Origin of the sequence: Nonomuraea muscovyensis (assembly GCF_014207745.1) — a bacterium.
Classification (GTDB): domain Bacteria; phylum Actinomycetota; class Actinomycetes; order Streptosporangiales; family Streptosporangiaceae; genus Nonomuraea; species Nonomuraea muscovyensis.
Map to the genome: position 1 here is coordinate 270,665 of NZ_JACHJB010000002.1, position 13,253 is coordinate 283,917.

17 protein-coding genes are annotated in these 13,253 nt (G+C 68.3%); 14 read left to right on the top strand and 3 right to left on the bottom strand.

The features are described from left to right. The first annotated feature begins 70 nt into the window (after positions 1 to 70). The 8 genes from FHU36_RS46360 (at position 71) to FHU36_RS17745 (ending at position 6,316) form a co-directional block, all read left to right on the top strand. A complete protein-coding gene (locus tag FHU36_RS46360; RefSeq protein WP_185085085.1) occupies positions 71 to 403 on the top strand; it encodes a nuclear transport factor 2 family protein in 333 nt (110 codons plus the stop codon). Positions 404 to 508: 105 nt separating this feature from the next. Continuing rightward, on the top strand, positions 509 to 1,402 hold the full coding sequence (locus FHU36_RS17715; RefSeq protein ID WP_185085086.1) for an NAD(P)-dependent oxidoreductase: 894 nt from the start codon (positions 509 to 511) through the stop codon (positions 1,400 to 1,402). Between the two features lie 141 nt (positions 1,403 to 1,543). Then, positions 1,544 to 1,741: a hypothetical protein gene (locus FHU36_RS17720; protein ID WP_185085087.1), complete on the top strand. Its 198-nt coding sequence runs from the start codon at positions 1,544 to 1,546 to the stop codon at positions 1,739 to 1,741. 40 nt (positions 1,742 to 1,781) lie between these two features. Further along, the gene (locus tag FHU36_RS17725; RefSeq protein WP_185085088.1) at positions 1,782 to 1,955 is read left to right on the top strand and encodes a hypothetical protein; all 174 of its coding nucleotides are present in this window, start codon (positions 1,782 to 1,784) and stop codon (positions 1,953 to 1,955) included. Between the two features lie 128 nt (positions 1,956 to 2,083). Beyond that, positions 2,084 to 2,503, top strand: coding sequence for a hypothetical protein (locus FHU36_RS17730; RefSeq protein WP_185085089.1), 420 nt, complete (start codon positions 2,084 to 2,086; stop codon positions 2,501 to 2,503). 97 nt (positions 2,504 to 2,600) lie between these two features. Next, on the top strand, positions 2,601 to 3,788 hold the full coding sequence (locus FHU36_RS17735) for an FAD-dependent monooxygenase (RefSeq protein ID WP_185085090.1): 1,188 nt from the start codon (positions 2,601 to 2,603) through the stop codon (positions 3,786 to 3,788). Positions 3,789 to 3,998: 210 nt separating this feature from the next. Further along, on the top strand, positions 3,999 to 5,243 hold the full coding sequence (locus FHU36_RS17740) for an alpha/beta fold hydrolase (RefSeq protein ID WP_185085091.1): 1,245 nt from the start codon (positions 3,999 to 4,001) through the stop codon (positions 5,241 to 5,243). Between the two features lie 485 nt (positions 5,244 to 5,728). Continuing rightward, positions 5,729 to 6,316: a TetR/AcrR family transcriptional regulator gene (locus tag FHU36_RS17745; protein WP_185085092.1), complete on the top strand. Its 588-nt coding sequence runs from the start codon at positions 5,729 to 5,731 to the stop codon at positions 6,314 to 6,316. 634 nt (positions 6,317 to 6,950) lie between these two features. Here FHU36_RS17745 and FHU36_RS46365 read toward each other — a convergent pair. Next, complete coding sequence (locus FHU36_RS46365; protein ID WP_185085093.1) at positions 6,951 to 7,757, bottom strand: CPBP family intramembrane glutamic endopeptidase; 807 nt, start codon at positions 7,755 to 7,757, stop codon at positions 6,951 to 6,953. Beyond that, positions 7,754 to 8,437 carry a hypothetical protein gene (locus FHU36_RS17755; RefSeq protein WP_185085094.1) on the bottom strand — a complete coding sequence of 228 codons (684 nt, stop codon included), beginning with the start codon at positions 8,435 to 8,437 and terminating at the stop codon, positions 7,754 to 7,756. The genes FHU36_RS46365 and FHU36_RS17755 overlap by 4 nt, the downstream gene beginning before the upstream one ends. Before the next feature lie 305 nt (positions 8,438 to 8,742). On the opposite strand from FHU36_RS17755, the gene FHU36_RS17760 reads away from it, so the two are divergent. Both FHU36_RS17760 and FHU36_RS17765 read left to right on the top strand, forming a co-directional pair. Next, positions 8,743 to 8,985, top strand: a complete 243-nt coding sequence (locus FHU36_RS17760; protein WP_221496414.1) for a TetR/AcrR family transcriptional regulator — start codon at positions 8,743 to 8,745, stop codon at positions 8,983 to 8,985. After that, a complete protein-coding gene (locus tag FHU36_RS17765) occupies positions 8,982 to 9,224 on the top strand; it encodes a hypothetical protein (protein WP_185085095.1) in 243 nt (80 codons plus the stop codon). Before FHU36_RS17760 ends, FHU36_RS17765 begins: the two co-directional genes overlap by 4 nt. Before the next feature lie 306 nt (positions 9,225 to 9,530). Here FHU36_RS17765 and FHU36_RS46370 read toward each other — a convergent pair whose 3' ends face one another. Then, positions 9,531 to 10,622 (bottom strand): pentapeptide repeat-containing protein, encoded by a 1,092-nt coding sequence (locus FHU36_RS46370; protein WP_185085096.1) that lies wholly within the window; start codon positions 10,620 to 10,622, stop codon positions 9,531 to 9,533. Between the two features lie 240 nt (positions 10,623 to 10,862). Here FHU36_RS46370 and FHU36_RS17775 point away from each other — a divergent pair, with 240 nt between their 5' ends. Genes FHU36_RS17775 through FHU36_RS17790 form a run of 4 tightly spaced genes read left to right on the top strand, consistent with a single transcriptional unit; the run spans position 10,863 to position 13,218 of the window. Beyond that, positions 10,863 to 11,390, top strand: a complete 528-nt coding sequence (locus FHU36_RS17775; RefSeq protein WP_185085097.1) for an MmyB family transcriptional regulator — start codon at positions 10,863 to 10,865, stop codon at positions 11,388 to 11,390. A gap of 25 nt (positions 11,391 to 11,415) precedes the next feature. Further along, positions 11,416 to 12,072, top strand: a complete 657-nt coding sequence (locus FHU36_RS17780; protein WP_185085098.1) for a TetR/AcrR family transcriptional regulator — start codon at positions 11,416 to 11,418, stop codon at positions 12,070 to 12,072. Then, the gene (locus tag FHU36_RS17785; protein WP_185085099.1) at positions 12,069 to 12,746 is read left to right on the top strand and encodes an HXXEE domain-containing protein; all 678 of its coding nucleotides are present in this window, start codon (positions 12,069 to 12,071) and stop codon (positions 12,744 to 12,746) included. The genes FHU36_RS17780 and FHU36_RS17785 overlap by 4 nt, the downstream gene beginning before the upstream one ends. Before the next feature lie 31 nt (positions 12,747 to 12,777). After that, positions 12,778 to 13,218 carry a PaaI family thioesterase gene (locus FHU36_RS17790; RefSeq protein ID WP_185085100.1) on the top strand — a complete coding sequence of 147 codons (441 nt, stop codon included), beginning with the start codon at positions 12,778 to 12,780 and terminating at the stop codon, positions 13,216 to 13,218. Positions 13,219 to 13,253: the final 35 nt, after the last annotated feature.

Consider the following 13,253-nt stretch of genomic DNA (forward strand, 5'->3'; position numbering starts at 1 on the left):
AGTTGATGCTGCCCGGCATCGGGAACGCGCTGCAATCACGGCGAACGTCCCCTTGGAAAGGAGCCGACACGTGAGCGCCACCGATGTGATCCTCGCCTACCTCGACATCTGGAACGAGCGAGACGCCGCCGCCCGGCTGACACTGATGAAGTCCGTCCTCACCGAGGACTCGCTCTACGCCGACCCCGACCACGCGGCCCTGCGTGGGCACGCCGAACTGTCGGAGTCCATCGGCCGCGCCCGGGAGAATCTCGGCGACCTGAGGTTCACCCTCGACACCGTGGTCGGCGCCCACCACGACCGCGCGCTGTTCAGCTGGAAACTCGGCACGGTCGCCACCGGCTACGACGTCGTCGAGTTCGCCGGGGACCGCATCCGCAGCATCGTCGGGTTCTTCACCTGAGGCGCCCCCAACTGGGTCCGGACCGGCGAGCTACCACGCCCAAGCCCTGGCCACGGCAACGACACCCGTCGCGGCGGACGCCGCATGAGCCACGCAGGAGCACACATGTCCACCCTCTCCGCCTCGCAATCGCCGGTCACCGTGGTCGGCCTGGGACTGATGGGCCAGGCGTTGGCCGCCGCCTTCCTGGCGAACGGTCACCCGACCACCGTCTGGAACCGCTCGGCGGCCAAGGCCGACGCTCTCGTCGCCGACGGCGCCACCTTGGCCGACTCGATCAGGAGCGCGGTCGAGGCAAGCCCACTCGTCGTCGTCTGCGTCTCGGACTACGACGCCGTGCACGAGTTGCTGGACCCGGTCGGCGCCTCACTGGCCGGCCGTACCCTCGTCAACCTGACCACGGCCAGTTCCACCCAGGCACGCGAAACCGCCGAGTGGGCGACCAAGATCGACAGCGCATACCTCGACGGGGCGATCCTCGCCCTTCCCCAGGCCATCGGCACCGCCGATGCCACGCTGTTGTACTCCGGCCCCAAGGCCGCCTTCGAGGAGCACCAGGCCGCCCTTCAGGCACTCGGCGAGACCGGAACCGTATACCTCGATGAGGACCACGGCCTGTCTGCCCTGTACGACATGTCCATCCTGAGCATCATGTGGGGTGTCCTGAACGGCTTCATGCAGGGTGCCGCACTGCTGGGCACCGCGAACGTCAAGGCGACGACTTTCGCGACCCTGGCCAACACCGCGATCAACGTGACGACCGACTACGTCTCCGCATTTGCACAGCAGATCGACGAGGGCAGGTATCCGGCCACCGACGCCACTGTCGCCATCCACATGGGCGGGATGGAGCACCTGGTCCAGGAGACCGTGGCGCTCGGCGTCAACACCGAGTTGCCGAATCTCTTCCTGGATCTGGCCAGACGTGCGGCAGCCGACGGCCACGCCAACGACAGTTACGCAGCGATGATCGAACAGTTCCGCAAGCCCTCCATCTGAGGCCAGTGCTTCCGACGCTACGGCGAGCCGCAAAGTAGCCCAGCGGGAGATATCAACGTCAGTGCGTAACCATCACGGCCGGCGTTGTCTTGATCGTCATCTCTGTTCATCGGGGATCGGCGATCGAGGGAAGAAGCGTGGGTGTGGCCTGGGCGCGAGCCGGACGAGGTGATCGACGCCTGGACACGGGGCGAGGGTGACTGGGACCTGGTAGGCGACAAGAGCGGCGCGACCCGGATGGGGTTCGCGTCGCTGAAGTCCTACGAGATCGAGGCTCGCTTCCCGCCTACCCCGAACAGGTCCGGCCGGCTGCGGTCGGCTATGCCGCCCCGCTGGTGAAGGTGGAGCCGGCCCCGTCCACCACGTACGCCTGGCACGGATGATCGAGTACCACCGGGCGCAGATTCGCCGTCCCTTCGGTACCCGGCCGGCAAGCGAGGACGACGAGGAGCGGTGGGCGGGCCGGCCGGCCGCCGAGGTGTGCCCGGTGCAGATCGACTCCGGCCGCCTGGCCGATGCGCTGCCGCAGCGAGAAGATCGAGCCGCTCAGTGACGGCCAGGTCGAGCGGGTGGTCGCCTCGGCGGGGCGCCGGTTCGAGGACGCCTTCGCTGTGCGGATCACGCACCGGCTCGGGTCGATGGTGTGCGGCCAGATGGAAGAGCTGCTGGGTCAGCCGGGGCTTGCCGGCACAGTTGAAGGCCGACCCGGGCCCGCTGGGGCTGGAAACGCAGTTGGAGGAGATCGGCAAGCTGGCCACGGTGCGCGCGCTGGGGCAGCGCCTCGATCCGGCCGTCACGCTGCTCGGGGGTGCCGGTCCGGTCCCCGGCCAGCGCGGTCTCGGCTGCCTGGACAGCGTCGATCGGGTCGGACTCGCCGGGGAAGCGGCGGGTCTTGCGGTCAGGCCGGTCGACCTCGATCACGTTGATGTGCTCGTGGTGCGGCAACTGGGTCAGGCCGGCCCCGTGCCGCCGGGGACTTCAGCGAGCGGCTCCACGTCCGCCGGACACGGCAAGCCTCGGCCGAAGCCCTCATCGCTGGCAGGAATGAGCTGCGGCAGAGGGCTGTTCGCCGCGGCCGTCAGTCGCTGCCGGCCTTCATGATTTCGGTCACAGTTACTCCCTCACGCGAATATCGCCCACTACATATGTAGAGTGTCTGCTGTCTGCTACAAGTGTAGAGGAGGCTGAGATGGGTGGGATGGAACGCGGCACCGGCGTGAGCCGGCGCACCGCGATCGTGGTGGGGGGCGGTATCGGCGGCATGGCCGCCGCCGTCGCGCTGATCCGGATTGGCTGGCAGGTCGAGGTACTGGAACGCGCCACCGCGTTCGGTGAAGTGGGTGCGGGGCTGTCGCTGTGGCCCAACGGCCTGCGCGCGCTGGACGCGCTGGGCGTGGGCGAGCAAGTCCGCGCCCATGCCCTGGTCGAAACCAAGACCGGCATCCGGGACGTGTCCGGCCGCTGGCTGTCACAGACCGACACCCACGAGCTGGGACGCCGCTACGGTCCGCTCGTGATGATCCATCGTGCCCACCTGCTCGACATCCTTCGCGAAGCCGTTCCCGCCGCTTCGCTGCGCAAGGAGACCGAGGTCACCCAGGTTGTTCAGGCCGGTAGTGGCACATCTCAGGTCGAGGTCGAGCACACCCACGGGGTGTCGCGCGCTGATCTGCTGGTGGGCGCCGACGGGATCCACAGCACGGTGCGGCGCTCACTGTGGCCGCAGGCCGCCGAGCCCCGCTACGCCGGGTACACGGCCTGGCGACTGATCGCCGACACGGACCGTCCGCTGTCGGCCGGCGGCGAGACCTGGGGGCGCGGGGAGCGCGTGGGAATCGCTCCTCTTCCGGATGGCCGAGTCTACTTCTTCGGCGTCGCCAACACCCTCCCGGGGCAGCGCAGCCCCGGCCGGGAGCTTGATGAGATGCGGCGGCGTTTCAGCAGCTGGCATGCCCCGATCCCCGACCTCCTGGCGGCCGCCAGCGAGGACACGGTCATGCGCCACGACATCTACGCACTGCCGCCGCTCAGCACTTACGTCGCCGGCAGAACCGCGCTGCTCGGCGATGCCGCGCACGCGATGACGCCCAACATGGGGCAGGGCGCCATCCAGGCCCTCGAGGACGCCGTCACCCTGGCCGCGCTGCTGGCTTCCCAACCCCGCGTGGAGTCCGCGCTGGCCGCCTACGACCAGCAGCGACGCCCCCGTACCCAGCTGATCGCCGGACGCTCCCACCGGATCGGGTCCGTCGCGCAATGGAGTTCGGCCCCCGCCAGCACCCTGCGCAACTGGCTGCTCCGCCTCACTCCCTCCTCATCCATGCTCAACGCACTCGGCCCGGTGCTGACCTGGCAGCCGCCTGCCCCGGCGCATGAAGCGTCATGAGCTGAAACCGCCGGCCACCACGGAACGTCACTGCCGACGCCGATCACGGCCGGGACCCCGAAATGGCCGCTCATCCGACCCGAACCCGCACGTGGCGTAGGTCATACGCGGGAGCGGTAACGCGGCGAAATCCTGCCCCGTCCAGAAGACATCCGAGCGATGTGCTCGTGGCCGCTTCGGTGGCCGACCCATCAAGCAAGGAGTAGGCATATGCAATTCATGAGCCGCCTCGCGGCGGTGCTGCTTACCGTGGGAGCGATGGCCGCGGCGTCGACCACACCCGCGTCGGCCGACCTGGCCTACTGCGACCAGCAGTGCCAGTGGCAGTGGGATCAGCAACAGCAGAATGCCCTGCCGCGCACCGACTTCTACGATGCGCCCGACCCCCTGCAACCGGCGCCGGCCGGCACGCTGATCCGTCAACAGGACACCAGCGAATTCCGGGTGGCCGGCGCGCCCGTTACGGCGACCAGGATCCTCTACCACTCGCGCACCTCCGCTGGGCGGGACGTCGCGGCTTCGGGAGTCGTGTTGGTGCCCGCCGGCACGGCGCCGGCCAGTGGCTGGCCGGTGGTGGTCAACGCCCACGGCACCAGCGGCAGCGGCGTCAACTGCGCCCCGTCGCTGATGCGCGACCTGTATCACGGCGACCAGATGATGCAGTTCGTGGAACGTGGCTGGGCAGTCGTCGCGCCCGACTACGCAGGATTGGGCACCACCGGCCAGGACGAGTTCCTCAACAAGACCGCCGAGTCCAACGATCTGATCAACGCGGCACGCGCGGCGCGTCAGGCACTCCCGGGCCTGTCCGACCAGTGGGTGCTGTGGGGCCACTCCCAGGGCGGCGGGGCCGCGCTGGGAGTGGCCGAACGCCAGGCCGACACGCCTGAGCCCGGCTACCTGGGAGCGGTAGTCACTTCACCAGCCGCCGACCTGCCAGCCGCTGTCGCCTCCGTTGTGGCAACACCGGGAATGGGTGGCTTCGTGCCGCTCATCACCGAGGGTGCCGAAGTCACCGACCCGCAGATCGATCTGGGCCGGGTGCTCTCCCCGAAGGCACTGAGCCGGCTGAGTTTCACCCGCACCGGGTGCCTGGGGGTGGTCATGTCGGTCTACAGTGGCCTGTCCGGCACCGATCTGGTCCGCCCGAACTACCTCTCCGAGCCGCACTTCGCCAAGTACCTGGACGAGAACACCACCGGCCGGCGCCCGGTGGGCGGCCCGGTGCTGCTGCTGCAGGGCGACGCCGATCACGCGATTCCCAGATCGATCACCGACCACGTCGCCGCCACGCTGTGCCAACTCGGCAGTCAGGTGGACTATCGGACCTATCCCGGGCTCGGCCACGACACCTACCCAGGCGTGACCGGCATCGATGACGGCGCGATGCCCGACATCCTCGCCTGGACCGCCGACCGCTTAGCCGGAAGGCCGGCCACCAGCACCTGCTCCTAGGCTGCGGGGTGCCGCGCGAGGCTGCTTGACCCAGCCGCGACCTGGACACTCGTCCAGGTCGCGGCTGAGTCGCCGAACCAGAATGCCTCGATCACCGCGTTGTCGAAACCCTCGTTGTCGACAGCTGCCTGACACCTCGGTTCGAGGGGTGAAGGCCCCTGGGCGAACTGCGGCCCCATGTCGGAGCGAACGGCCGGCCGACACCAGCAGATGGGCTGGTTGGATCGATGGACATGCCGAGAGCGTTGCTGACCGACGCCGCGGGGGGCCATGAGTCGATCGACCAACTGAGCACCCGGCGGGAGTAGACATCGGGAGCCGGCCGTTCGACGCGATCTCCGCGATCCTCGGCCGGCGGTGATCGCCGATGCCGACCGCCGGCTGATGGCCACGCGCCCATCGACGCCACTATCAAGGGAGACACCCGGACAGTGTGCCTGCTCACTCTATACTTGTAGAGGGCAGTGTCGATGAGTGGGGGGACTGTGACCGAAGCCGTGACTCGACGGCAGCAACTGACCGACGCGGCGATCAGCACACTGGCGCAGGCCGGAATGCGCGGGCTGACGCACCGCGCGGTTGACGAGATCGCCGGCGTGCCGTCGGGCTCGTGCTCATACTACTTCCGCACGCGCCAAGCACTCCTGCAGGCAGCAGTCGAGCGACTGGCCGAACTCGATGGTCTCGAGCATGCCGAACGTCTTGCTCTCACCGCGTCCACGGACATCGCTCAGATCGCAGACAGCGCCGCTGGTCTGATCGAGCAATGGATCGTCGCCGGGCGCGAACGCATGTTGGCTCGCTACGAGCTTTCCCTTGAGGCCATCCGGCGGCCTGAGCTGCGGACCGTCCTGGTCACTGTGGGGAAACGCCATCAGGATCTGGCCGTGAAGATGCTGGTCGCCGCGGGTGCGCCCGATCCCGCCGCGCAGGCGCCGGTATTCGTCGCCCTTCTCGACGGACTGATCTTCGGCCATATCGCCGGCACGGGCGGCCTGTCCCTCACACCCGGCGAACTCCGCCAGACGCTCATCGACCTCCTGCACGCCCTGACGCAGCCCACGCCGTCCTGACGCCGGCGTGGGGTGTGCCAAGGATCTTGGACAGGTGCTCCGGGTTGATCGACGCCGCGAGGCGGCCGTCGGTGGCCGGGACAGGGCCTCGGCGGGGGTGCGGTAGCCGAGCGTCGGGTGCAGGCACTGCGGGTCGCAGAACACCTCGATGTGGTCGGCGACGGCGAATCGGGCCCGCGCCCGGGTCGGGAACGGCTGCCCGGGGGTACATGTCGTTCTTCAGCGCGGCCAAGAACGATTCGGCTGCGGCGTTGCCCCAGCCGGCTCGGCCCGTTGAGTCGACCAAATCCGTTGCGGCGCAGCGCTTCGACGAACTTCCGAACCGGAACCGCCTCGGTCCGAGTGCACCACCGTCTTGACGGGAGAGCGGAGCCGGAGCCGCGTTACGCAGCGCGGCACCGGCCAGGGACGCCTTCATCCGGAAGCGGCATTGCACCAGGTCCTTCGCGATGTGCGCCGTCGGCGCCTCAGTCTTGCCGGCGACCGCGACCACATCACGACGACGCTCCGAAGGGAACGCTTTCGGCATGACAGGCATCCTCCAGCGAGGAACGCATCCTCACAGGTCAGGAGCCAACCGAACCGGGGGGCAGTCCCCACCATGCGGTCGAAGGTGGTGCCGCAACTGCGACGTTCATCCGCGGCGGCGCGGTTGGGCACGAAGAGTGACGGCAGAGGCCACGATCGCGGTGAGCACACCGCTGATCAGCAGGCTGTGGGTCATGGTGTAATCCGGTATCGCTGCGGCGCAGACGTTGGCCATGGCGTGCATCAACGTAGCCGTCAGCACGCTCTTGCCGCTCTTGTAATACAGCCACACCACGATCGTCCGCAAGGCGATGGTGCCGACGAACCAGCTCACGATCCAGAGCGGCCCGTGGTGGGCCTGGATCAGCGGCAGGAGATGCCATGCACCCCAGAATGCCCCCAGGATGAGGCCTGCGCCCAGCGCTCCGAACCGGCGCCGCAGCGGGTCGGTGGCGTATCCGGTCCAGCCCAGTTCCTCGAACGCAGCAGCCAGCAGGAACGCCAGAAGGAGAACCGGGACCGCCGCGAGCGGCGTGGGCCATCCCGAGAAGTGGACAAGGCCCATCAGCCAGGCGACCCCGTACGACATCAGTGCGATCGTGGGCGTCGCGACCATGGCGAACACGTACGAGCCTCTGCGCTCGCTTGAATAGTCGACCGCCCGCTTCAGTAGCCGGACGAGTTCGGGGCGTCCCCCGTGGCGGTAGGTCAGGATTCCGGCGGCGATGACCGGGCAGGCGAACATCAGCGCGCTGAGCGGGAGCCCGATCGGTGTGCGGTCGGTGATGTCCACCATCGCGGCGGCCACCCAGAACGGAATGGCCGACACCGAAACCAGCACGAAGAACGGCACAAGCGGTCTGTGCTCCGCCTCGGCCGGGGGAGTTGTCGCCTGGCTGGCGGTGTCGGTCACGTGCTGTCTCCGATCTTCTTCTGGGGCGAGCGATCTGCGCTGGTCTGCACCTCGTGTAGTGACAAGGCCGCGCGTGCCGCGGATCCATGAGGTGGCGCGACAGAGGGCGGTCGCCCGTTCCGTGCCGGTCGGCGTGCTCCCGCACCGCCGCGCTCGGCGCGCCGGGCGATGGCCCGCAGCACATCGAGGCGGATCAGCCTGCTGCCAAGGAACACCATCGGCCAATAGATCATGAACAGCCGTCGTGCTTTTGCGCTGGTGGCATACACCCGGGTCTCGGTGGACAACCGGGTGCCCGCGCCCTCCGCGGCGATCCGGATGGACATCGCGGCTTTCACCCAGTCCGGTTCGTCGAAGTTCAGAAACCTCCGCGGGTCCGGCCTGCCCGGAAGGGCATCGGGCGAGTTGCGCCTCCAAAACTTGCCGATCACGCCGAACACGACCTCCTGGCCGTCCACCACAGCCAGCAAGGGGATGGGCACCGCACCGTCCAGCAGGCGGCCCGACATCCCGGGGTTCCTGCCGTGTCTCAGGGTCATCAGCGGCTTGAAGATCACCAGGTCCTGGGTGGTGGCAGTCATGGTGGCCTTCCAGACCGCGGCAGGGGTGGCGGCGACCTTGCGACTGCACTGCGTACGGCGGTCGAAGACCGGCACAAGTGCGTTCAGCGACCAGTCCATTCCAGCCTTCCTCTCTCCTGACGAGTGATTCCGAATTGATCAGTGGTCGTAGGTGATCAAGAACTGCAATGACGGGTGCCTTGAAGGTCCAGTTGCGCCAGATGTCGGCGGCCATGCCGCCGATACCGCCCCCACCACGATCGTGGTGCGCGGGCTCATGCTGGTGCCGCGTTCCATGCTGCCCATCTCAAACTCCTCTACATTTGTAGCAGGCACACACTCTACATCCATAGAGGGTGACGGTCGGTTGAGTCAAGACTGTGATCAAGGCCACGGCAACATCCGTTCCTTGCGACTGTTCGGCGTTGTCGGACTCGACGGCCCAGGCCAAGATCCGCAACGCGGCCATCGCGCACTTCGCCCGGGACGGCTTCCAGAAGACCAACCTGCGCGCCATCGCAGCGACCGCGGGAGTGAGCGCCGGCCTGGTCATCCACCACTTCGGCAGCAAGGACCAACTCCGAAGCGTCTGCGACGACCACGTCCTGCGCATCTTGGTTCAGCGGGCCAACGACGCCCGCTCTCCAACCCGGAGGCTGACGGCATGATGCGCCCGCCCTCGGACGTGCGGGCGCTGGCGGTGCTGAGCGTGCTCAACAGCGTGGCCACGCTGACCATGCCGCCAGCCCTGGCGCGGGCGCTGGGCCACGAGCGGTTCGGCTCCGACGTGCTGTGCCGCCTCGCGCTGCCCACGCTGGAGCGCTACACCCACGGGCTGTACGCCGGCGACGCCGCGCTGAAGGCAGCCAGGGCCGCGCTGGACAACTCGCCACAGGAAAAGGACTGACATGAGGGCGTCACCCTGCCCAACCTCGCGCCCCCGGAGAACACGCTCTGGCTCACCCTGGCGGGCAAGACGCTCGACTACCGGGCACTCAGCGCGTGCAGGCGATCCTTGTGCTGCAACTCATGGAAGAAGGCCGCTACTCAGGATGAAAAAGGCTCATTCCGTCAACGTGATTGCTGAGAGTTGCTTTGGGGCTGGAGGCACGGACCTGAGTGGGGGCTTGAAGGACCGGCCGACCGACTAGGAGATCCACGTACGATGCTGCATCGCTGGCATGTCGATCAAGCCTTGGGTGCCCAGATGCGATCAGAATTTCGTGGTCGTATCAACGTGGGCCACTTTCCTGATTTCGCTTTCTGTGATTCCCCGTACGGACCTCAGATTCGCGCCGTACAGGTTCGTGCCGGTCAGGTTCGCGTCGGTCAGATTCGCGCCGGTCAGGTCCGTGTCGGTCAGGTTAGCGTCCATCAGGTTCGCGCCGGTCAGGTTTGCGCCGGTCAGGTATGCTTCGGGCATGTAGACCGACGTCAGGTCCGCTTTGGTCAGGTTCGCTTCGTCCAGGTGTGTGCCCTTCAGGTTCCCGTGCAGCATTGCGCGGGTCAAGTTCGCGCCGACCAGGAACGCACCCTCCAGGTTCGTGCCGTTCACGTTCGCGTTGGTCAGGTCCGCGCCGTTCAGGTCCGCGCTGCCCAGGTCCGCGTTGAACAGGTTTACGCCGCGAAGGTTCGCGCGGTCCAGTTCCGCGCCATGAAGGAGGCTACGGGACAGGTCGAGTGCACTCACATCTCGGGTGCCGTTTCGACGGCCGATGACGGTCAATGCGGCTTGCGCGTCAGCGGCGGGATCAAAGGACGATTGCGTTTTTTCGTCAATGGGTTTCCGATCGTGCTCGCGAACGAACGCGGCCAGCACGTCGTAAACGGTTTGATGATCGCGCGGGGAATCTTGCGCGAGCCGTTCCAAGGCGTATATGCCGCCCAGACGGACGTTCATTTTCGTGGCGCCGAGTTGTTCCACGGCCTTGGTGTACCGGTCGGCGATCTGCCCCTGCTCAGAGGTCCGCTGGGCCTGCCGGGAGGCGTCGAGGGACTGCGCCGTGTACCACAAGCCCTGCGCCGTGAAGACGACACCGCCGATGACGACCAGCCCCGTCGCGGCCTGGATCAGGGTGTGGCGGGCGGCGTTGACGGCCTCCACGCGTTCAGCGGCGGTCATCTGCCCGAGCTCGGCCTGGGTGAGCGGGTGGCGTTCGCCTGCCAGGCGGCGCGCGGCCGGGCCGACGAGTACGGCGATGCCGAGGACGGCGGCACCGGCCAAGGCGGTACCGGCCAGCGTCCAGCGTCCCCAGTCGGGGATGCTCTCGTCGGTCGCCGCGACAGTGGCCCCGGCGATTCCCACCAGCAGGGGGATGAGCCACAGTAATCGGCGTACCCACCGCTGCGCCCAGTGCCCCGGCGGGGGCGGGGCAGGTGGAGGAGCCGCTTCTGCGGCTCTGGCCATGCGACGTGCCCTGGCTGTGGTCGCCACCGCAATGACCTGCCGGGTCGGTAGTCGCGGTTGCCTGGCTCTCATCTCCCAATTGGATCTCTTCCTGCGTACGGGCGGGGCCGCGGTACCTCAATCGTTACCGCAGGCCCGATGAGCCTGGTACGGATCCGAGCACCGGGCTTATCTCTACAGCCAGCGGCGCCCCTTCCTCCACATCGAGACAGGCTGACCAGGAAGAAGGAGCAGGAAGGGGTGACGCCCAAAACGCCCCACACTCGCCGGGCCTGGTTTCAAGGACGGTGGGCCGCGCGAGCCCGGGAGGTTCTCAACCCCCCTCAATCCTCGTCGTCGGCCTCAGGATCACGCTCCTCGACCCGCGCGTGCGCGCTCTACCCCGACTGGCCGGTCGTGGCCGCGGAGGCGGTGGCCCGGCTGTGGATGGACGCCGTGCACTCGCCCGACGATCGGCGCCTGGCCGCGCTCGTCGGCGAGCTGTCCGAGATCTGGAGCTGGACTGGCAGGCGATGCGGCCCGGCGACGCCCCCGACCGGCTCCTGGTTGCCCACCGCCCCGGCCGGCACCCCGGCCCGTGACGCGCTGCGCATCCTCACCTCCTGGTCCGCCGAGACGTCAACCCGGCAGCAGGGCCCTTCGGGAGGGGTCGCTTCAAAAACTTAATTAGCGCTCATTTATTATTGGTGGCATGGCATCACCATCAGCTCCTCGACGGCGCGGGCGGCCACCCGGCAGTGAAGGCCGCGACACCAGGGAGGCCCTGCTCAACGCCGCGCTCGCGCTCTTCGCCCGGCAAGGGTTCGCGGCCACCACCGTGCGGCAGATCGCCGCCGAAGTCGGCGTCCGCGACACGGCCATCTACGCCCACTTCCCCAGCAAGCAGGCGATCTACGACGCCCTGTTCGCCGAAGGGGGCCCGCCGTCCTGGCAGCAACTCGGCCTCGACCCCCGTGAGGTCGCCGAGCGGAGCCCGGCCGAGGTCGTGCCCGAGCTGGTCCACCGGGCACTGCAGCAGTGGTCCACCCCCCGGGCGAGGCTGTTCGGCAGCTTCCTCCTGCGTGAGGGAGCCGGCCCCAACGGGATGGGCCGCGTCTACGACGGCATCGAGGCCACGCTCGGGCACGTCGCCGGCCTGTTCGCCCACTGGCAGGAGCGTGGCCTCATCCGCACCGACGTCACCCCGCGCCAGCTCGTGTGGGAGCTGTTCGGCCCGCTGCAGGTGCCCCGCTTCCTGTTCCTGCACGCCGACGCCACCGACGCCGAACTCGCCACCTGCCGCCGCTGGGCGGACGACCACGTGGCGTTCTACCTCACCTGCACCACCCCGGAAAGGCCCCGGACATGACCCTCGCCGCCGTCCCACCCCTTACCCCCTGGAAGCTCAACCGCCACGACGTCGCCATCGCCACTGTGCTGGCCGTTGTCCTGGCAGCCACCTTCACCTGGCTCAGCTCGGGCGCCTCCCTGCTCGTCACGTTCCTGCCCGGCGCCTTGTTCGCCTGGCTGATCCTGATCCAGTTCTACCGCGGCCGCTACGAGATGCCGGGCACGGCGACGTTCCTCCCGGTCTATGTGCTGGCGCTGTCGGTGCAGTTCGTGCACTTCGCGGAGGAGTTCATCACCGGGTTCCCGACCGACTTCGCGCTCCTGTACGGCGGTCGGCCCTACGACGTGAACCTGTTCGTCGCCTTCAACCTGAGTGCCTATGCGATCTTCCCCGCCGCCGCCGCGATCGCGTTCACCAAGCGGCTGGGCTTCCTGCTGACGCCCGCGCTGTTCTTCCTCATGTACGGCTGCATCGGCAACGCGATCGCGCACACCACCTGGTCGATCATGCTCGGCGCGTACTTCCCCGGCCTCTACACCGCCCAGCTGTTCTGGATCGCCGGCCCCTGGGCGCTGAACACGCTCACCGGCGGGCGGCACTGGCGCCTGGTCATCGGGCTGACCGTCGCGTTCGCGGCCGTCATGATCCCCCTGCTCGTGGTCTTCGCCGACCCCGCCCGCCTGTCCGGCTGACATCATCCCGACGACACCCTGCGAGAAGCCCATGATCATCGACTTTCCCCTGGCCGAGAGCGTGCTGGCCGCCCAGCCGTACAGCCGTGTGATCGGCGCGCGCCTGGCCGTGTTCGAGACCGGCACGGCCACCCTGGAGATCCCCGTTCGCGACGAGCTGCTCCAGCACGACGGCTTCGTGCACGGCGGCGTGCTCTGTTACGCGGCGGACAACGCGATCACCTTCGCCGCCGGCAGCGTCCTCGGTCCGGCCGTGCTCACCAGTGGCCTGTCAATCGACTACCTGCGGCCCGCGCGGGGCCGGACGCTGCTGGCGCGGGCCTTCGTCATCCACAGCGGGCGCCGCCAGGCCGTCTGCCGGTGCGACGTGCTCACGATCGGCGACCAGGACACCGGCGAGGATGCGGCGGGCACGCTGTGCGCGGTCGCCCAGGGCACCGTCCTGACCAGGCAGCCCGCCCCTCAGCTCTGAACACCGCCGAGGCCGCCGGGCGGCGTCAGCTCCAC

What these genes read in the sequence shown, in the direction of transcription:
- FHU36_RS17715 (WP_185085086.1), top strand. Translation starts at nt 509, where the DNA reads ATGTCCACCCTCTCCGCCTCGCAATCGCCGGTCACCGTGGTCGGCCTG.
- FHU36_RS17725 (WP_185085088.1), top strand. Translation starts at nt 1,782, where the DNA reads ATGATCGAGTACCACCGGGCGCAGATTCGCCGTCCCTTCGGTACCCGG.
- FHU36_RS17735 (WP_185085090.1), top strand. Translation starts at nt 2,601, where the DNA reads ATGGAACGCGGCACCGGCGTGAGCCGGCGCACCGCGATCGTGGTGGGG.
- FHU36_RS17740 (WP_185085091.1), top strand. Translation starts at nt 3,999, where the DNA reads ATGCAATTCATGAGCCGCCTCGCGGCGGTGCTGCTTACCGTGGGAGCG.
- FHU36_RS17755 (WP_185085094.1), bottom strand. Translation starts at nt 8,437, where the DNA reads ATGGACTGGTCGCTGAACGCACTTGTGCCGGTCTTCGACCGCCGTACG.
- FHU36_RS17765 (WP_185085095.1), top strand. Translation starts at nt 8,982, where the DNA reads ATGATGCGCCCGCCCTCGGACGTGCGGGCGCTGGCGGTGCTGAGCGTG.
- FHU36_RS17775 (WP_185085097.1), top strand. Translation starts at nt 10,863, where the DNA reads ATGAGCCTGGTACGGATCCGAGCACCGGGCTTATCTCTACAGCCAGCG.
- FHU36_RS17780 (WP_185085098.1), top strand. Translation starts at nt 11,416, where the DNA reads ATGGCATCACCATCAGCTCCTCGACGGCGCGGGCGGCCACCCGGCAGT.
- FHU36_RS17785 (WP_185085099.1), top strand. Translation starts at nt 12,069, where the DNA reads ATGACCCTCGCCGCCGTCCCACCCCTTACCCCCTGGAAGCTCAACCGC.
- FHU36_RS17790 (WP_185085100.1), top strand. Translation starts at nt 12,778, where the DNA reads ATGATCATCGACTTTCCCCTGGCCGAGAGCGTGCTGGCCGCCCAGCCG.